Source organism: Nocardia rhamnosiphila NBRC 108938, from assembly GCF_000720425.1.
GTDB classification, from domain to species: domain Bacteria; phylum Actinomycetota; class Actinomycetes; order Mycobacteriales; family Mycobacteriaceae; genus Nocardia; species Nocardia rhamnosiphila.
Map to the genome: position 1 here is coordinate 494,315 of NZ_JOAJ01000001.1, position 18,246 is coordinate 512,560.

The following is an 18,246-nucleotide window of genomic DNA, read 5'->3' on the forward strand; positions in this document are numbered from 1 at the left end:
TCCGGACGGCCGCGGCCCGTGCCCGGCATCGGACACCAGGTATCCGGCCGCCTGCGGTCGGTACTTACAGAAGACCCCGGGTATCGCAGCGATACCCGGGGTCCTACGGGAGCGGTACCCGCTCAGTTCTGCAATGCGGGTTCCCGGCGGGCGAATTCGCCGGACTCGGCCTCGCCCATCCGGTGCGGCGCGTCCTCGGAGCCCATCGGATCGAGTTCGGGGTCGATATCGATCGTGCGGCGCAACGGGCGGTTCGGCAACAGCGTGGTCGCCAGGAGCGCGACCACCGCCGCGAACGCGGCGATCAGGAAGATCCGGCCGGTCGCGTCGCCGTAGGAGGCACGCACGATGGTGGCGATCGGTGCGGGCAGGCTGTCCAGGTCGAGATTGCTGCCGCCACCCGAGGAGGTCTGGATACCCAGCCGGGCGAACCCCTGGGCCGACAGCTCGCCGACGCGGGTCGCCAGAACCGATCCCAGCACCGAGACCCCGATGGCGCCGCCGAAGGTGCGGAAGAAGGCGACATTGCTGGAGGCCGCGCCGATATCGCGCACGCTCACCGTGTTCTGCACGGCCAGTACCAGGTTCTGCATCATCATGCCGACACCCAGGCCCACCACCGCGATGTACGCGCTGACCAGCCACAGGTTGGTTTCGTGGTCGAGCGCGGAGAGCAGTGCGAAGCCGAACACCAGCAGGGTGGCGCCACCGACGACGAATCCCTTCCACTTGCCGAACCGGGTGATCAGCTGACCGGAGACCACCGAGGCGACGAGCGTGCCCGCGACCATCGGAATGGTCAGGATGCCGGCGATCGTCGGCGAATAACCGCGCGAGGTCTGGAAGTACTGGCCGAGGAAGGTGGTGGCACCGAACATCCCGATACCCACCGCGACGGAGGCGATGATCGCCAGGCCGGTGGTGCGCTCGGTGACAATCCGCAGTGGCACGATCGGCGACTTCGCGCGGGCCTCCACCCATACGGTCGCCGCGAGCAGTGCCACGCCCGCCACCACGTACAGCAGAGATTCCCGGGAGAACCACTCGTAGTAGCCGGCCTTCCCGGCGAAGGAGACCCAGATCAGCAGAATCGAGACACCGGCGGTCATCAGGACGGCGCCGGGCCAGTCGATGGACACGTCGGCCTTGCGTTCGGTGGGCAGTCGCAGCGTGCGCTGCAGCAGGAACAGCGCGATCAGTGCGAGTGGTACGCAGACGAAGAAGCACCAGCGCCAGCCGAGTGGGCTGTCCACGATGACGCCGCCGAGAATGGGTCCGCCCGACATGGAGACCGCCATGACCGCGCCCATATAACCGGAGTACCGGCCCCGTTCCCGCGGCGCGACGATACTGCCGATGATGGCGACGACGAGGGCGGTCAGACCGCCCATACCGATGCCCTGGACGACACGGGCGGTCAGCAGCAGTGTCACATCGTGGGCGAAACCGGCGAGGACCGAGCCCGCCACGAAGATGACGATGGCCGTCTGGACCAAGACCTTCTTGTTGAAGAGGTCGGCGAGTTTGCCCCAGATGGGGGTGGAGGCCGCGTTGGCCAGCAGTGCGGCGGTGATCACCCATGCGTAGGCGGTCTGCGAGGCCTGTAGATCGCCGATGATCGTGGGCAGCGCGGTCGCCACGATCGTGGTACTGAGCAGCGCGGTGAACAGTGCGGCCAGTAGCCCGGTGAGCGATTCAAGAACCTCGCGGTGGCTCATCGCGTAGGGATCTCGCCGCGTCACCGCCTCGACTGGACTAGACATCTATTTCCTGACTCTCTTTCGATTCCGGCTCGTGTTCTTCGGTGACGCTGCGCTGCGTGTCCGCGGACAGTGAGCTGTGCGGAGGTTTCTGGTTGTCGGTCGCGGCGTGGCGACTGTCCCGGGCGATGAGTCGGCTCCGGAGTGTGTGCAGAGTTCGGTGGGCGTGTTCGGCGTCGTCCACGGTCCAGTCGGCCAGGACCTCCTGCAGGCCCCGGACCCGTGATTCCCGGATCCGGGCAAGAAGTTCGTGGCCGGCGGGGGAGACCTCGACGCGGATGGCGCGCCCGTCGCTGGGATCGGTATTGCGCAGGACGTAACCGTCGGCGACCAGTTCGGTGATGTGCCGGCTCATGGCCGAGGCGCTGATACCGATCTGGGTGGCGAGGTCGACCTGCCGGCATGGACCGGCCGATTCCAGGTTGACCAGGACACTGATCCCGCCCGGCAGCAGCCGGCCCTCCTCGGGTTGTGCGAGGGACCGCCGGAGGGCTCGACTGATGAGGAACAGCTCGTCGAGGATGCCCTGTGCGGTGTCGGGGGGAACTCCCATGCGTGCTCCAAACCTAGTTGCTTGCGCTAATCAACTATAAATTTGTTGCTTGCGCTAATCAACAAATTTGGAGTGTGCGTATTCCCACAGCCGAGCCGGGAAGACGCGCCGACCGGACAGCGCGCAGGGCATGCCGTGTTCCGCCGCCGTTTACCACGTACGGCTACGCGTGACCAGCGTTTCGAGCGGCGGCCGGTGGGTTCATGCCCATTCCGGCCGCATCCCGCCCGCCGGCGCCGATATGCGACCGGTATGTTCTGCGACAGGCTGCGGCAGCGCGGAAACCGCGGCGGTAACGGTCGGCTACCACTGTCTGTGGTCGGTGATCTATGAACCGGTGGGGAAGCCACCGCCGCCGGAAGCCGAACCGAATCCGCCTCGTGCCGAAATCAACGCGTGGTCGGCGGCGCTGTCCCGGCCGAGCACTCGGCGGTCTGGACACTGTGCGGTCTAAAACCCTGAGGCGGCGGTGCTCCGGGCTACCGCACGAATTCGCCGGCGTGGTCGGCGAGCTCCAGGAGGGGTTGCGGAACGATGCCGAAGATCAGGGTGGCCAGTGCCGCGATGCCCGCCACCGTGGTCGCGGCGGGCGGACCGACGATCTCGGGTGGGTCGGCCGGCGGATCGGTGAAGAACATCAGCACGATCACCCGGACATAGAAGAACGCGGCGATCGCGCTGGCCAGTACGCCGACAATCACCAGCAGGCCGGCGTCGCTGCCGGCCGCGGCCTGGAAGACCGCGAATTTCGCGACGAATCCCGCGGTGATCGGGATACCGGCGAACGACAGCAGCAGCAGCGCGAACATGGTGGCGAGCCACGGGGCGCGGCGGCCGAGACCGGCCCAGCGCGACAGTGCCGTCGCCTCCGTCCCGTCGGTTTCGCGGACCATGCTCACGACCGCGAAGGCGCCCAGGGTGCCCAGGCCGTAGACGAACAGATAGAACAGAGTCGCGGCGATGCCACGGTCGTCGGCGGCGACCAGCGCGGTGAGCAGGAAGCCGGTATGCGCGATGGACGAATAGGCGAGCATCCGTTTCATATCGGTCTGGGTGATCGCCAGGATCGCGCCGACCACCATGGTGGCCACCGCGACGGCCGCCAGTACCGGCCGCCAGTCGTCGGCGATCTCCGCGACACCCACGGACAGCACGCGCAGTAGAGCACCCAGCGCGGCGATCTTGGTCGCCGCAGCCATGAACGCGGTGATCGGCGTCGGCGCGCCCTGGTACACATCGGGCACCCATGCCTGGAACGGCACCGCGCCGACCTTGAACAGCAGACCCACGGCCAGCATGGCCACACCCAGCAGCGCCAGGGTGGGCGCGCCGGTCTCGGCGGCGAGCGCGTCGGCGATTCCGGCGAGGCGGACCGTGCCGGTCTGGCCGTAGAGCAGCGCGACCCCGTACAGGAAGAAAGCCGAGGAGAACGCGCCCAGCAGGAAGTACTTGAGCGCCGCCTCCTGCGAGAGCAGCCGGCGCCGCCGGGCCAGACCGCACAGCAGGTACAGCGGCAGAGACAGCACTTCCAGCGCGACGAACATGGTGAGCAGATCGTTGGCGGCGGGGAACAGCAGCAGGCCGCCCAGCGCCAGCAGCAGCAGCGGGAAGACCTCGGTGGGCGTGATACCCGCGGTCGCGGCCGACCGCTCGGCCCCGCTGCCCGGGACGGCGGAGGCCTGCGGGGTGAACGCGTCCATTCCGTAGTCGGCGGTCGCGGCGGCGCGGCTCCAGGTGCCCGGTCCGGAGCGCGGCCGGGGCAGCGGCCCGCGTTCGGCGACGAACAGCACCGACAAGATGCCGACGATCAACAGGGTGCCCTGGAGGAAAAGGGTGACCCCGTCGACCGCGACCGCGCCGACCGCGGCCGTCGTCTTGGTCCCGGACAGCAGTAGCACGGCGACCAGCGCGGCCCCCAGTGCCGCCAGGGTAAGTACCAGCTGCGCGGGATACCGCCACGGGCGCGGGAAGAACGCGTCCACCAGTACTCCCACGACCGCCGCGCCGAACACGATGAGGATCGGCGCCAGCACGTGGTATTCGATACTCGGCGCCGGCACGGTCGCGGCCAGGACCATATCGGCGGACAGCTCAGCGCTCATGAGGCACACCTCCGGGGTTCGCCGCTTCCGGATGGGCCGGGACCGGCGGTGCGGGGTCGACACTGCCGACCGTGGTGAGGGTCTGGTTCACCGCGGGATCGATGAAATCCAGTACCGGTTTCGGATAGACACCGAAGAAGATCAGGGCGCCGAGCAGCGGCACCACGACCACGAGCTCACGCGGCACCAGGTCCCGGATGCGTTCGCTGCCCTCGCGGACCGGCCCCGTCATCATCCGCTGGTACAGCCACAGCACATAGATCGCCGCCAGGACCAGCGCGGCGGCGGCGATCACCGCGGCCACCTGATACCTGCTGAAAGTGCCGATCAGGACCAGGAATTCGCTGACGAACGGGGCGAGCCCGGGCAGGGAGAGGGTGGCCAGGCCGGCGATGAAGAACGTTCCGGCCAGCACCGGCGCCACCTTCTGCACTCCGCCGTAGTCGGCGATGAGCCGGCTGCCGCGCCGCGAGACCAGGAAACCGGCCACCAGGAACAGTGCCGCCGTGGACAGCCCGTGATTGACCATGTACAGGGTCGCGCCGGTCTGGGCCTGGCTGGTCATGGCGAAGATACCGAGCACGATGAAACCGAAGTGCGAGATGGAGGTGTAGGCGATGAGTCGCATCACATCGGTCTGGCCGATGGCCAGTAGCGCACCGTAGAGGATGCCGATCACGGCCAGCGTGATCACCAGCGGCGCATAGGTGTCGACCGCGGCGGGGAACAGCAGCAGGCAGTAGCGCAGCATGCCGAAGGTGCCGACCTTGTCGACCACCGCCATCATCAGCACCGCGCTCGCCGGGGTCGCGGAGACGGCGGCGTCCGGCAGCCAGGTGTGCAGCGGCCACAGCGGCGCCTTGACCGCGAACGCGAACATGAAACCGAGGAACAGGGCGTTGAGCACCGCCGGTCCGGCGCCGAGCTGTCCGGAGTTGGCGGCCGCGACCACTGTGCGCAGGTCGAAGGTTCCGGCGCCGTCCGCGCCGAGATCCTGCTGGACGGTCAGTACGTAGAGGCCGATCACCGCGGCGAGCATGATCAGGCCGCCGAACAGGTTGTACAGCAGGAACTTCACCGCGGCGCGGGAACGCTGCTGCCGGACCTGCGCGTCGTCGGTGCGCGGCCCGAAACCACCGATGAGGAAGTACATCGGGATCAGCATGGCCTCGAAGAACACATAGAACAGCAGGATGTCCAGGGACAGGAAGGACACCAGCACCATCGCCTCCACCAGGAGGGTGAGCGCGATATAGGTGTGTGCCACCCGTTTCCCGGTGCCGACCTCGCGGTCGTCGTGCCAGCCGGCGATGATGAGCAACGGCACCAGCCCGGCGGTGAGCAGTACCAGGACCAGCGCGATCCCGTCCACGCCGAGGGTGTATCCGGCGCCGAACGCCGGTATCCAGGTGTGGGATTCGACGAACTGGAACTGCTCGCCGCCGGGCTGGAAGGCCGTCGCCACCCCTAGCGCCACCCCGAAGGTGGCCACGGCGAACAGCAGGCCGACCCAGCGGGCCAGTAGTCGCTGCGCGGCCGGCAGCAGGAGTACGACCGCCGCGCCCACCAGGGGCAACAGCCAGATCACAGACAACCAGGGCACGGCGCTCACCAGATCCTCACGGCCAGCAGGGCTGCGGCCACCAGGGCCGCGCCGGTGAACATGGACAGGGCATACGAACGGACGAAACCGGTCTGGATCCGGCGGGCCCGCGCGGACAGACCGCCGATGACCGCGGCGGTGCCGTTGACGAGACCGTCGATACCGCGGTTGTCGAGGAAGACCAGCGCACGGGTCAGGTGGCGGCCGGGCCGCATGAAGGCGGCCTCGTTGACGGCGTCGCCGTAGAGGTCGCGCCGCGCGGCGACGGTCAGTGCGGTCACCTCCTGCGGTGCACTGTCGGGCACCGCGCTGCGCCCGTACTGCCGGTAGGCGACCGCGACGCCCACCGCGACCACGGCGAGAGCGAGCCCGGTGATCACCGGAACCGGCAGGACCGGTTCGCCGTGGTGCTCGCCGACGACCGGTGCCAGCCAGTTCTGTAGCGAGGACCCCCAGACGAAAACCGCCCCGGCGCCGACCGACCCGAGCGCAAGCAGGATCATCGGACCCGTCATCACGGCGGGGGATTCGTGCGGGTGGGTATCGGGCTTCCAGCGGCGTTCGCCGAAGAAGGTCAGCAGCATCACCCGCGTCATATAGAAGGCGGTGAGTCCGGCGCCGAGCAGGGTGATGGTGCCCAGAATCGGACCGGCGGCGCCTTCGGCGGCGAAGGCCGCTTCGATGATGCGGTCCTTGGAGAAGAATCCGGCGAACGGCGGCACACCGATGATGGCGAGATATCCGAGACCGAAGGTGAGGTAGGTGATCGGTAGCAGGGTGCGCAATCCGCCGTAGCGCCGCATATCGGTTTCGTCGTCCATGGCGTGCATGACCGAACCCGCCCCGAGGAACAGGCCCGCCTTGAAGAAGCCGTGGGTCAGCAGATGCATGATGGCCACCGCGTATCCCGCGGGACCGAGGCCGACGGCCAGCACCATATAGCCGATCTGGCTCATGGTGGAGGCGGCCAGCGCCTTCTTGATGTCGTCCTTGGCGCAACCGATGATCGCGCCGAACAGCAGGGTCACCGCGCCGACCACCACCACCGCGACCCGGGCGGTGGGGGCGAGATCGTAGAGCGGGTTCGAGCGGGCGATCAGGTACACACCCGCGGTGACCATGGTGGCGGCGTGGATGAGCGCGGAGACCGGGGTGGGGCCCTCCATGGCATCGCCGAGCCACGATTGCAGTGGTACCTGGGCGGATTTACCGCAGGCGGCCAGGAGCAGGAACAGGCCGACGGCGGTGAGTGTGGCGTCGCTCGCCCCGGGGGCCGCGCCGAACACCGCACCGAAATCGAGGGACCCGAAGGTGGCGAACATGATCATCATGGCGATCGCCAGGCCCATATCACCGACCCGGTTGACCACGAACGCCTTCTTGGCGGCCGTGGCCGCCGACGGCTTGTGATACCAGAACCCGATCAGCAGATACGAGGCCAGACCGACGCCCTCCCAGCCCAGGTACAGCACCAGGTAGTTGTTCGCCAGCACGAGTAGCAGCATGGCCGCGAGGAACAGGTTCAGGTAGGCGAAGAACCGGCGGCGGCCGGGATCGTGGCTCATATATCCGACGGAGTAGATGTGGATGAGCGAGCCGACGCCGGTAATGAGCAGGGCGAAACAGATGGACAGCTGGTCCAGTGCGAGCCCGAAGTCGACCCGGAGCCCGGCTATCGGCACCCAGCTGAACAGATCCAGCGCCACCGCGCGATCGGCGCCGGAACGGCCGAGCATCCCCGCAAAGGCGATCACCGCCACTACGAAGGAGGCCAGCGCGGTCACGGTGGCGAGCAGATGACCCCATCCGTCGGAGCGACGCCCGGTGAGCAGCAGTACGGCGGCGCCGGCCAGGGGCAGGGCGGGCAGCAGCCACAGCGTTGCGGTATCCACGTCAGTGTCCTTTCGGCATGCTCGGGAGCGCTGCGTGGTGACACTGCGCTACCGCCTCCGCGCTTGACCCGAGCACGTCAGAACTTCAGCAGGTTGGCGTCGTCGACCGAGGTCGAGCGGCGGGCGCGGAAAATGGTGACGATGATGGCCAGACCGACCACGACCTCGGCCGCGGCGACCACCATGGTGAAGAAGGCGAAGACCTGGCCGTCGAGGTTCGCGTGCATCCGCGCGAAGGTGACGAACGCGAGGTTCACCGCATTGAGCATGAGCTCGATGCACATGAAGACGATGATCGCGTTACGCCGCAGCAGCACGCCCGCGGCGCCGATGGTGAACAGTAGCGCGGACAGGAACAGATAGTTCTCGGGATTCACCGGATACCTTCCTCGTCGGCCGGGCGGGCGGTGCGGGCCTCGTCGGATCCGGGGGCCGGCGCGGAACCGACCGAGAGCACCGCGGCATCGGTGAGTGCCTGGGTACGGCGGTGCCGCAGAATGGTCGAGACCGACAGCTCCTCGAACGACCCGTCCGGTAGCCGCGCCGGGATGTCCACCGCGTTGTGCCGGGCGTAGACGCCGGGGGTAGGCAGCGGCGTGGGCCGGTGCCCGGCGTCGCGGAAACGCCGGCGCGACAGTTCGCGCTGGCCGAGTTTCGGACCGAAGGTCTCCCGGTGGGCCAGCAACATGGCACCGATGGTGGCGGCGATCAGCAGTGCGCCGGTGAGTTCGAAGGCCCAGACGTAGCGTATGAAGATCAGTTCGGCCAGGGCGCCGATCACATCACGACCCGGGAAGCCGGTGGCGGGGAATTCGACACCGGAATTGCGGACCCCGTGCGCGATACCCGTGCACAGCAGGACCCCGAAGCCGACACCGACCACCCCGGCGGCGATCCGCTGCCCGCGCAGCGTCTCCCGCAGTGATTCCGCCGAATCGACCCCGACCAGCATGAGGACGAACAGGAACAGCATCATGACCGCGCCGGTGTACACCACGATCTGCACGACTCCGAGGAACAGCGCGTCCTGGGCGATGTAGAACACCGCCAGGGTGATCATGGTGGCCGCCAGGCAGATCGCCGAGTGCACGGCCTTGGCCGCGAACACCATACCGAGCGCGCCGAGCACCGCCAGCGGGGCGAGGATCCAGAACTGCACCGTTTCACCGGTTCCGGCGTCGGTCAGCGGGGCGGCGGCCAGCAGGGCCGATTCGGTGCCGGTCATCGGTTACCTCCCGGCGCGGTATCGGCGGTGGGCCGCGGTGCCGCGGGGTCCACCCGGCCGAGGTAGTAGTCGGCTTCGGTGCTGCCCGGTTGCATCTCGTGTGGCGGGGACTGCATCTCCGGAGCCAGCGGGGCGAGTAACCGGTCCTTCTCGTAGATGAGATCGGCGCGGTTGTCGTCGGTGAGTTCGTACTCGTTGGTCATCGTCAGCGCCCGGGTCGGGCACGCCTCGATGCACAGGCCGCAGCCGATACAGCGCAGATAGTTGATCTGGTACACCCGGCCGTAGCGTTCACCGGGGGAGAAGCGCTCCTCGTCGGTGTTGTCGGCGCCTTCGACGTAGATCGCGTCGGCCGGGCAGGCCCAGGCGCACAGCTCACAGCCGATGCACTTCTCCAGCCCGTCGGGGTGCCGGTTGAGCTGGTGGCGTCCGTGATAGCGCGGCGCGGTGGGGACCTTCTCCTCGGGATAGAACTCGGTATTGGGCTTCTTGAACATGGTGAGAGCGGTGACCGCGAAACCCGCCAGCGGTTCGAGGAGCCCGGGGGAGGAGGTGATGGTCGAGGTCTGCTCCGGCAGCGGCGGGGTCGGGAATCCCAGGAAGACCTGACCCCCACCCGGCGTGCCCGGTGGAGCGTTCCCCACCGGTAGATCGTCTTCGGGACCGAACTCCGGCGCGGTGGCCGGGGCGTTCCCGGCTCGGAGGAACAACCCGATCAGGAGCCCGGTGAGCAGCAGGCCGCCGATCACCAGGATGGGTGTGCGCACGGGATATCCCTCGAGATCGAGAACCCGGGCGGTGGCCACCACCATCACCCAGGCCAGCGAGGTCGGGATGAGCAGTTTCCAGCCCAAATTCATGAACTGGTCGTAGCGCAGGCGCGGCAGCGTACCGCGCAGCCAGATGAACACGAACAGGAACATCCAGACCTTGGCGGTGAACCACAGCAGCGGCCACCAGCCCGAATTCGCACCCTCCCAGAGGTTGACGGGGAACGGGGCCCGCCAGCCACCGAGGAACATGGTGGTCGCCAGCGCCGAGACCGTGGCCATGTTCACGTATTCGGCGAGCATGAACATCGCGAACTTCAGCGAGGAGTACTCGGTGTGGAACCCGCCGACGAGTTCGCCCTCGGCCTCGGGCAGGTCGAACGGCGCCCGGTTGGTCTCCCCGACCATGGAGATGCAGTAGATGAGGAACGACGGCAACAGCAGGAACACATACCAGGTGGGTTGCTGGGCGGCGATGATGCCGGACGTCGCCATGGTGCCGCCGAGCAGGAATACCGCCCCGAAGCAGAGCGCCATGGAGATCTCGTAGGAGATCACCTGCGCGGTGGAGCGCAGACCGCCCAGCAGCGGATAGGTGGAGCCAGAGGCCCAGCCGGCCAGCACGATTCCGTACACACCGATCGAGGTGACCGCAAGGATATAGAGAACACCGACGTGTAGATCGGTGAGCTGCAGGGCGGTGCGCTGCCCCAGGATCGAGACCTCCGGCCCGAACGGGATCACGGCGAAGGCCAGGACGGCCGAGACGACCGAGATGATCGGCGCGAGTACGAAGATGGGTTTGTCCACGATCGCGGGGACGATATCTTCCTTGAACGCCATCTTCACCCCGTCGGCGGCGCTCTGCAGCAACCCCTTGGGCCCGACCCGGTCGGGCCCGACCCGCATCTGCATCCAGGCCACGACCTTGCGTTCGATCAGCACGCCGAACAGCACGGTCAGCAGCAGGAATACGAAAATGGCGACGGCTTTGGCGGCGACCAGCCACAGCGGGTCGTGCCCGAAGAGGGACAGATCAGTCATGGTCGGATGCCTCCGTCCGCTGGTCGGCGCGCCGTAGGGTCACGACGTCGCCCGGTCGGGCGCCCAGATCGGTGTGGATCGAGCACCCGGGTGAGTTCATGGGCAGCCATACCACCCGGTCCGGCATCTCGGTGACGGCCAGCGGCAGGGTCACCGCGCCGTGCGGGGTCGTCACGGTGACCGGAGCGCCGTCGGTGGCTCCCACTTCCGCGGCCGTCACCGCCGACAACCTGGCCACCGGCGGTCGCGCGATACCGGCCAGATTCGCTTCGCCGTCCTGCATCCGGCCCCGGTCCAGCAGCATCCGCCAGCTCGCCAGCACCGCGGTGCCGGCTTCGGGGCGGACGGGCGGCGCGGCCGGTCGCGCGGGGGGCGCGACCGTGGCGCCGGTCCAGGGACCGAGACGGTCGAGTTCGGCCCGGGCGGCGGCGGTATCGGGAAGGCCGAGCGCCACACCCACTTCCGCCGCCAGACTGTGCAGTACCCGCAGATCGGACAGCGGCGCGGCCATGCGGCGCACCGTATTGTCGGTGAGCGCCGCGGCGAACGGACGCGGACGACCCTCCCAGGTACGGAAGGTGCCGGCTTTCTCCATCGCCGTGGCCACCGGGAACACGACGTCCGCGGACGCGGTGACCTCGCTGTGCCGCTGTTCCAGCGAGATGATGAAATCGGCGGCCCGCAGGGTGGCCCGCGCCGCGGCGGGATCGGGCAGATCGGCGAGTTCGATCCCGCCGACCACCAGGGTGCCCACCGTCGCGGTGCCGTCGAGAACCGCAGCGGTATCGCGGCCGGGGTGGTCGGGGAGATCGGTGACGCCCCAGAGCTCGGCCACCTGCCGCCGGGCCTCGGGATCGGTGACGGGCCGGCCACCCGGGAGCAGCCCGGGCAGCGCGCCGGCCTCCACCGCGCCGCGCTCGCCGGCCCGCCGCGGCACCCAGGCGAGTGCGGCGCCGGTATCGGCGGCGAGCCGGATCGCCGCCGACAGCGCACCGGGGGCGGTCGCCAGCCGTTCGCCGACCAGGATCACCGCACCGGGTTCCCGCAGCAGCCGGGCCGGGCCGGACTCGGCGCCGGGTTCGATCAGCTCGGTGAGGATCCGGGCCTCGCTGCCGGGGACCGCCGGGACGACGGTGCCCGACATCCGCTCCAGGCCGCGTGACGCGAAGGCGGCGATCGAGAACACCGATAGCCCTCGGGTCCGGGCCGCTTTGCGCAGCCGCAGGTAGACGATGGGCGATTCCTCTTCCGGTTCGAACCCGGCCAGGAGCACGACCGGGGCCGTCTCCAGATTGTCGTACGTGACGGTGCCGGTGTGCCCGGCTACCCAGGCGCCCAGGAAGTCCGCCTCCTCCGCCGTCTGGGCCCGGGCCCGGAAGTCGATATCGTTGGTGCCCAGCACCGTTCGCGCGAATTTGGCGTACGCGTACGCCTCCTCCTCGGTGATCCGGCCACCGGGGAGCACCGCCGCGTTACCCACGCCGGCGCGCAGACCACGTGCGGCGGCCGCGAGCGCCTCGGACCACGAGCACGGGGACAGCGTCCCGTCGGCGCCGCGCAGCAGCGGGCCGGTGATCCGATCGCGCTCCCCGGTGTAGTCGAACGCCCAGCGCCCCTTGTCGCAGTTCCATTCCTCGTTGACCTCGGGATCGTCGCCGGCGAGGCGACGCAGGACCTTCCCGCGCCGGTGGTCGGTGCGCTGGGCGCAACCGGAGGCGCAGTGCTCGCAGACATTAGGGCTGGAAACCAGGTCGAACGGGCGGGCCCGGAATCGGTAGCTGGTGCCGGTGAGGGCGCCGACCGGGCAGATCTGCACGGTATTACCGGAGAAGTATGAATCGAGGGGTTCGTGCGCGGCGGTGCCGACCTGCTGGAGCGCGCCACGGTCGAGCAGTTCGATGAACGGATCCCCGGCGATCTGCTGGGAGAAACGGGTACAGCGCGCGCACAGCACGCACCGTTCACGATCGAGCAGGACCGCGGTCGACAGCGGAATCGGTTTCGGATACTTGCGTTTCTCCCCGTCGAAGCGGCTCTCCGCCCGCCCGGTGGACATGGCCTGGTTCTGTAGCGGGCACTCCCCGCCCTTGTCGCAAACCGGGCAGTCCAGCGGATGGTTGATCAGCAGCAGTTCCATCACACCCTGCTGCGCTTTCTCCGCGACCGCGGAATCGAGCTGGGTATGCGCCACCATGCCCTCGGTGACCGCCATGGTGCAGGAGGCCACGGGCTTACGCTGGCCCTCCACCTCCACCAGGCACTGTCGGCAGGCACCGACCGGGGCGAGCAGCGGGTGATCACAGAACCGCGGGATCTGGATACCGATCAGTTCGGCGGCGCGGATGAGCAGGGTGCCGGCCGGAACACTGACCGTGGTGCCGTCGATCGTGACGGTGACCAGGTCGGCCGGCTGCAGATCGGCGGAATCGGAACGGACGGTGGCGGTCATCGGATCCCCTCTCCGGCCGCGGATCCGGCCCAGGCGGTCGCGCGGGCCGGATCGAACGGGCAGCCGCCGTGCGTCATATGCGCGAGGTACTCGTCGCGGAAGTACTTCAGCGAGGACACGATGGGGCTGGCCGCGCCGTCACCGAGCGCGCAGAAGGACTTGCCGTTGATGTTGTCGGCGATATCCAGGAGTTTGTCCAGGTCGGCGGGTGTGCCCTCGCCCGATTCGAGCCGGGTGAGCAGCTGGACCAGCCAGTACGTACCCTCCCGGCACGGGGTGCACTTACCGCAGGATTCGTGGGCGTAGAACTCGGTCCAGCGCAGCACCGCACGGACCACGCAGGTGGTGTCGTCGAAGATCTGCAGTGCCTTGGTGCCCAGCATCGAACCCTGTGCCATCACGTTCTCGTAGTCCAGTGGCACATCGAGATGCTCGGCAGTGAACAGCGGGGTCGAGGAACCGCCGGGTGTCCAGAACTTCAGGGACCGGCCCGCGCGGACCCCGCCCGCGTACCCGAGCAATTCACGCAGGGTGATGCCGAGCGGGGCCTCGTACTGGCCGGGCCGGGCGATATGCCCGGACAGCGAGTACAGCGTGAAACCGGGTGATTTCTCGCTGCCCATGGAGCGGAACCAGGCCGGGCCGTTGCGGATGATCGGCGGCACACTGGCGATGGATTCGACATTGTTCACCACGGTCGGACTGGCGTACAGACCCGCGACCGCCGGAAACGGCGGGCGCAGCCGGGGCTGCCCGCGCCTGCCCTCCAGCGAATCCAGCAGGGCGGTCTCCTCACCGCAGATATAGGCGCCGGCGCCGGCGTGCACGGTGAGCTCCAGATCGTAGCCGGAGCCGAGGATATCGCGGCCCAGCAGCCCGGCCGCGTAGGCATCGGCGACCGCGGCCTGCAGCCGGCGTAGTACCGGCACCACCTCACCGCGCAGATAGATGAAGGCGTGCGCGGCGCGAATGGCATAGGCGGCGATGATCACACCCTCGATGAGCGAATGCGGTGCCGCGAGCATGAGCGGGATGTCCTTGCAGGTGCCCGGTTCGGACTCGTCCGCGTTCACCACCAGGTAGTGCGGTTTCGTCGAGCCGTCGGGTTCGGGGCCCTGTGGGATGAAACCCCATTTCATACCGGTCGGGAACCCGGCCCCGCCGCGGCCGCGCAGGCCGGCGTCCTTGACGGTGGTGATCACCTGGTCCGGTGTCATGCCGAGCGCGATCGGCAGCGCTTCGTATCCCTCATGGGCCCGGTAGGTGTCGAGGGTCCAGGAATTCGGCAGATTCCAGTACTTGCTGAGGACGGGCGTCAGGGTCATCGGGCACCGTCCTCGTCCGGTACCTCGGGTGCACGCATACCCTGCTCGCGCGCGGTGTCCAGACCGGTGAGCGTCGGGGCGCCCGGGTCACCGTCGAGTACGCCGGGCCGGGTGTCCGGGAAACCGGCCAGGACCCGCGCGGTCTCCCGGAAGGTACACAGCGGCGCGCCGCGGGTGGGGGTGACGGTGCGTCCGTCGCGGAGTGCGTCCACCAGTTCGCGGGCCGATTCCGGGGTCTGATTGTCGAAGAACTCCCAGTTCACCATGATCACCGGTGCGTAATCGCAGGCCGCGTTGCATTCGATGTGTTCGAGGGTGATCGCGCCGTCGTCGGTGGTCTCCCCGTGCGCGATCCCCAGATGCGCGCGCAGTTCCGCGAGGATGGCATCGCCCCCGAGAACCGCGCACAGGGTATTGGTGCAGACGCCCACGTGGTAATCCCCGGTGGGAGTGCGCCGGTACATGGAGTAGAAGGTGGCGACCGCCGTCACCTCGGCGCCGGTGAGGCCGAGCAACTCCGCGCAGAACTCGATCCCGGTACTGCTGACGTAGCCCTCCTCCGACTGCACCAGATGGAGCAGCGGTAGCAGCGCCGAGCGGGGCTGCGGGTACCGGGCGACGATCTCCTTCGCATCCGGCTCGAGCCGGGCACGAACATCATCCGGGTAGGGCTGCGGCCGAGCAGTCAGCCGCAAGAGAATCTCGGTCATGGAACCTCTTTCGAAGCCGGTACAGGCGTCCCGCGGAGACCGCAGCGTGGGCGGAGGTACCGCCGCATGAGTTCAGGTCTCCTTCGTGGCCGATACGCGTGGTCGGCGGAGGCCGAAGCGTTGGCGGAGGTATCGCCCCTCACCGGTCCACACCGCCCATCACCGGATCGATGCTGGCGACGGCCGCGATCACGTCGGCGACCATGCCGCCCTCGCACATCGCTGCCACGGCCTGCAGGTTGGTGAAGGAGGGATCGCGATAGTGCACGCGGTAGGGTCGCGTGCCACCGTCGCTGACCATATGGACGCCGAGTTCGCCGCGCGGCGACTCCACCGCCTCGTAGACCTGCCCCGGGGGCACCCGGATACCCTCGGTGACCAGCTTGAAGTGGTGGATGAGGCCTTCCATCGAGGTTCCCATGATCTTGCCGATATGCTGTGGCGAATTGCCCAGCCCGTCGGCGCCCAGTTCCAGATCCGCGGGCCAGGCGATCTTCTTGTCCGCCACCATCACCGGACCCGGCCGCAACCGGTCCAGGCACTGTTCCACGATCGCCAGCGACTGCTTCATCTCCTCGATCCGGATGAGGTAGCGGCCGTAGCAGTCACAGGTGTCGGTGGTGGGGACGGTGAATTCGTAGGTGTCGTATCCGCAATAGGGCGCGGCCTTGCGCAGATCGTGGGGCAGACCGGTGGAGCGCAGGACCGGTCCGGTGACGCCGAGCGCGATACAGCCGGTCAGGTCGAGGTAGCCGATGTTCTGGGTGCGTGCCTTGAAGATCGGATTGTGGGTGAGCAGATGCTCCATGTCCCGCAGACGTTTCGGCATCAGCGCCAGCAGGTCGCGAACCTTGCCCACCGCGTCGCCGGGCAGGTCCTGGGCGATACCGCCGGGCCGGATGTACGCGTGGTTCATCCGCAGGCCGGTGATGTTCTCGAAAACGTCGAGGATCAGTTCACGCTCCCGGAAGCCGAACAGCATCGGGGTCAGCGCGCCCAGTTCCATACCGCCGGTCGCCAGCGCCACCAGATGCGAGGAGATGCGGTTGAGCTCCATCAGCAGCACCCGGATCACGGTGGCGCGCTCGGGGATGTCGTCGGTGATGCCCAGCAGTCGCTCCACGCCGAGGCAGAAGGCGGTCTCGTTGAAGAAGGGGGACAGGTAGTCCATCCGGGTGACGAAGGTGACGCCCTGGGCCCAGGCGCGGAATTCGAGGTTCTTCTCGATACCGGTGTGCAGATAGCCGATACCGCACCGGGCCTCGACCACGGTTTCGCCCTCGATCTCCAGGATGAGCCGCAACACCCCGTGCGTGGACGGATGCTGCGGGCCCATATTGACGACGATGCGTTCCTCGCCCGCGCCGCGCAGTGCGTCGGCGACCTCGTCCCAGTCCTGCCCGGCGACCGTCAAGACCTGTTCGGTGGGGTCCGCACCGCTGTGGCCGGGCGCCGTGGGGGCGGTCCGGGAGTCGTCGCTGTCCGGCCCGCCGGAGACTCCGGGCCGGTAATCGATCTCGCTCATCAGCTGTATGCCCTCCGCTCATCGGGCGGCGGTATCCGCGCGCCCTTGTACTCGACCGGTATCCCGCCGAGCGGGTAGTCCTTGCGCTGCGGGTGACCGCGCCAGTCGTCGGGCATGGTGATGCGGGTCAGCGAGGGATGCCCGTCGAACAGGATTCCGAAGAAGTCGTAGGTCTCCCGTTCGTGCCAGTCGCAGGTCGGATACACGCGGTACAGCGACGGGATGTGCGGGTCGGTGTCCGGGGCGGACACCTCGAGCCGCAGCCGGCGGCCGTGCGTGATCGAGTTCAGGTGATAGACCGCGTGTAGCTCCCGGCCGGATTCGTCCGGGTAGTGCACGCCGTTGACTCCGAGGCACAGTTCGAATCGCAGCGCCGGATCGTCGCGCAGCGCCCGCGCCACCGCGACCAGATGGTCGCGGTCGACGTGCAGGGTGAGTTCGCCGCGGTCCACCACGACCTTCTCGATCGCGGTATCGAACCCGGCGCCGGACGACAGGGCCGCGCGCAGCAGGTCGACCACGGTGTCGAAATAGCTCCCGTAGGGTGGCGCGCTGCCGCCGGGCAGCGCGACCCGGTGGACCAGGCGGCCGTAGCCGGAGGTGTCGCCGCTGCCGGAGATCCCGAACATACCCCGGCGCACCCCGATGACCTCGTCCTCGGGACCGATCGGCTGTTCGGGTTCCACGGCGCGGCTGTCGGTGGAGCCCGGGTCTTCGGTGCTCATCGCAGCAGGCCTTCCATCCGGATGGTCGGGGTGGCCGCCAGCGCCGCCGCTTCGGCGGCGCGGATCGCCTCGGTCCGGTTCACGCCCATCGGGGTCGCCTGGATCTTCTCGTGCAGTGCGAGGATGGCGTTGAGCAGCATCTCCGGGCGGGGTGGACAACCCGGTAGGTAGATGTCGACGGGGACCACATGATCCACGCCCTGCACGATGGCGTAGTTGTTGAACATGCCACCGGAGGAGGCGCACACCCCCATGGCCAGCACCCATTTCGGTTCGGTCATCTGGTCGTAGACCTGGCGGAGCACCGGCGCCATCTTCTGGCTGACCCGGCCCGCCACGATCATCAGATCGGCCTGCCGCGGTGACGCACGGAAGACCTCCATACCGAAACGCGCCGAGTCGAATCTGCCACCGCCGGTGGCCATCATCTCGATGGCGCAGCAGGCCAGACCGAAGGTGGCCGGCCACACCGACCCCTTGCGCATGTATCCCGCCATGGCTTCGACCGTGCTGAGCACGAAACCACTGGGCAGTTTCTCTTCCAAACCCATGTCCGACTACTC

14 protein-coding genes are annotated in these 18,246 nt (G+C 68.2%); all 14 read right to left on the minus strand.

All coding sequences use genetic code 11. The features are described from left to right. Positions 1-122 precede the first annotated feature (122 nt). The 14 genes from IG75_RS0102345 to IG75_RS0102410 all read right to left on the minus strand — a co-directional run bounded on the left by IG75_RS0102345 (position 123) and on the right by IG75_RS0102410 (position 18,234). Positions 123-1,763 carry an MDR family MFS transporter gene (locus tag IG75_RS0102345; RefSeq protein ID WP_245713119.1) on the minus strand — a complete coding sequence of 547 codons (1,641 nt, stop codon included), beginning with the start codon at positions 1,761-1,763 and terminating at the stop codon, positions 123-125. Continuing rightward, on the minus strand, positions 1,756-2,313 hold the full coding sequence (locus IG75_RS0102350; RefSeq protein ID WP_030519454.1) for a MarR family winged helix-turn-helix transcriptional regulator: 558 nt from the start codon (positions 2,311-2,313) through the stop codon (positions 1,756-1,758). Before IG75_RS0102350 ends, IG75_RS0102345 begins: the two co-directional genes overlap by 8 nt. A gap of 479 nt (positions 2,314-2,792) precedes the next feature. Continuing rightward, positions 2,793-4,415 (minus strand): NADH-quinone oxidoreductase subunit NuoN, encoded by a 1,623-nt coding sequence (nuoN, locus tag IG75_RS0102355; RefSeq protein ID WP_030519455.1) that lies wholly within the window; start codon positions 4,413-4,415, stop codon positions 2,793-2,795. Then, positions 4,405-6,027, minus strand: a complete 1,623-nt coding sequence (locus tag IG75_RS0102360; protein ID WP_030519456.1) for an NADH-quinone oxidoreductase subunit M — start codon at positions 6,025-6,027, stop codon at positions 4,405-4,407. The genes nuoN and IG75_RS0102360 overlap by 11 nt, the downstream gene beginning before the upstream one ends. Then, entirely contained in the window at positions 6,024-7,910 is a 1,887-nt protein-coding gene (nuoL, locus tag IG75_RS0102365; RefSeq protein ID WP_030519457.1) for an NADH-quinone oxidoreductase subunit L, read from the minus strand. Before nuoL ends, IG75_RS0102360 begins: the two co-directional genes overlap by 4 nt. A 77-nt stretch (positions 7,911-7,987) precedes the next feature. Next, positions 7,988-8,287 carry an NADH-quinone oxidoreductase subunit NuoK gene (gene nuoK / locus IG75_RS0102370; protein ID WP_030519458.1) on the minus strand — a complete coding sequence of 100 codons (300 nt, stop codon included), beginning with the start codon at positions 8,285-8,287 and terminating at the stop codon, positions 7,988-7,990. Further along, positions 8,284-9,135, minus strand: a complete 852-nt coding sequence (locus tag IG75_RS0102375) for an NADH-quinone oxidoreductase subunit J (RefSeq protein ID WP_030519459.1) — start codon at positions 9,133-9,135, stop codon at positions 8,284-8,286. The genes nuoK and IG75_RS0102375 overlap by 4 nt, the downstream gene beginning before the upstream one ends. Continuing rightward, positions 9,132-10,949: an NADH-quinone oxidoreductase subunit NuoH gene (gene nuoH / locus IG75_RS0102380; RefSeq protein ID WP_030519460.1), complete on the minus strand. Its 1,818-nt coding sequence runs from the start codon at positions 10,947-10,949 to the stop codon at positions 9,132-9,134. Before nuoH ends, IG75_RS0102375 begins: the two co-directional genes overlap by 4 nt. Next, positions 10,942-13,398 carry an NADH-quinone oxidoreductase subunit G gene (locus IG75_RS0102385; protein WP_030519461.1) on the minus strand — a complete coding sequence of 819 codons (2,457 nt, stop codon included), beginning with the start codon at positions 13,396-13,398 and terminating at the stop codon, positions 10,942-10,944. Before IG75_RS0102385 ends, nuoH begins: the two co-directional genes overlap by 8 nt. Further along, complete coding sequence (gene nuoF / locus IG75_RS0102390) at positions 13,395-14,723, minus strand: NADH-quinone oxidoreductase subunit NuoF (RefSeq protein WP_030519462.1); 1,329 nt, start codon at positions 14,721-14,723, stop codon at positions 13,395-13,397. Before nuoF ends, IG75_RS0102385 begins: the two co-directional genes overlap by 4 nt. Further along, positions 14,720-15,433, minus strand: a complete 714-nt coding sequence (gene nuoE, locus IG75_RS0102395) for an NADH-quinone oxidoreductase subunit NuoE (protein ID WP_036512077.1) — start codon at positions 15,431-15,433, stop codon at positions 14,720-14,722. Before nuoE ends, nuoF begins: the two co-directional genes overlap by 4 nt. Before the next feature lie 139 nt (positions 15,434-15,572). Further along, positions 15,573-16,958, minus strand: a complete 1,386-nt coding sequence (locus tag IG75_RS0102400; RefSeq protein WP_030519464.1) for an NADH-quinone oxidoreductase subunit D — start codon at positions 16,956-16,958, stop codon at positions 15,573-15,575. Next, positions 16,958-17,683: an NADH-quinone oxidoreductase subunit C gene (locus tag IG75_RS0102405; protein ID WP_051714133.1), complete on the minus strand. Its 726-nt coding sequence runs from the start codon at positions 17,681-17,683 to the stop codon at positions 16,958-16,960. Before IG75_RS0102405 ends, IG75_RS0102400 begins: the two co-directional genes overlap by 1 nt. After that, positions 17,680-18,234 carry a NuoB/complex I 20 kDa subunit family protein gene (locus IG75_RS0102410; protein ID WP_030519466.1) on the minus strand — a complete coding sequence of 185 codons (555 nt, stop codon included), beginning with the start codon at positions 18,232-18,234 and terminating at the stop codon, positions 17,680-17,682. The genes IG75_RS0102405 and IG75_RS0102410 overlap by 4 nt, the downstream gene beginning before the upstream one ends. Positions 18,235-18,246 lie beyond the last annotated feature (12 nt).

What these genes read in the sequence shown, in the direction of transcription:
- IG75_RS0102345 (WP_245713119.1), bottom strand. Translation starts at nt 1,763, where the DNA reads ATGTCTAGTCCAGTCGAGGCGGTGACGCGGCGAGATCCCTACGCGATG.
- IG75_RS0102350 (WP_030519454.1), bottom strand. Translation starts at nt 2,313, where the DNA reads ATGGGAGTTCCCCCCGACACCGCACAGGGCATCCTCGACGAGCTGTTC.
- nuoN (WP_030519455.1), bottom strand. Translation starts at nt 4,415, where the DNA reads ATGAGCGCTGAGCTGTCCGCCGATATGGTCCTGGCCGCGACCGTGCCG.
- IG75_RS0102375 (WP_030519459.1), bottom strand. Translation starts at nt 9,135, where the DNA reads ATGACCGGCACCGAATCGGCCCTGCTGGCCGCCGCCCCGCTGACCGAC.
- nuoH (WP_030519460.1), bottom strand. Translation starts at nt 10,949, where the DNA reads ATGACTGATCTGTCCCTCTTCGGGCACGACCCGCTGTGGCTGGTCGCC.
- IG75_RS0102385 (WP_030519461.1), bottom strand. Translation starts at nt 13,398, where the DNA reads ATGACCGCCACCGTCCGTTCCGATTCCGCCGATCTGCAGCCGGCCGAC.
- nuoF (WP_030519462.1), bottom strand. Translation starts at nt 14,723, where the DNA reads ATGACCCTGACGCCCGTCCTCAGCAAGTACTGGAATCTGCCGAATTCC.
- nuoE (WP_036512077.1), bottom strand. Translation starts at nt 15,433, where the DNA reads ATGACCGAGATTCTCTTGCGGCTGACTGCTCGGCCGCAGCCCTACCCG.
- IG75_RS0102400 (WP_030519464.1), bottom strand. Translation starts at nt 16,958, where the DNA reads ATGAGCGAGATCGATTACCGGCCCGGAGTCTCCGGCGGGCCGGACAGC.
- IG75_RS0102405 (WP_051714133.1), bottom strand. Translation starts at nt 17,683, where the DNA reads ATGAGCACCGAAGACCCGGGCTCCACCGACAGCCGCGCCGTGGAACCC.
- IG75_RS0102410 (WP_030519466.1), bottom strand. Translation starts at nt 18,234, where the DNA reads ATGGGTTTGGAAGAGAAACTGCCCAGTGGTTTCGTGCTCAGCACGGTC.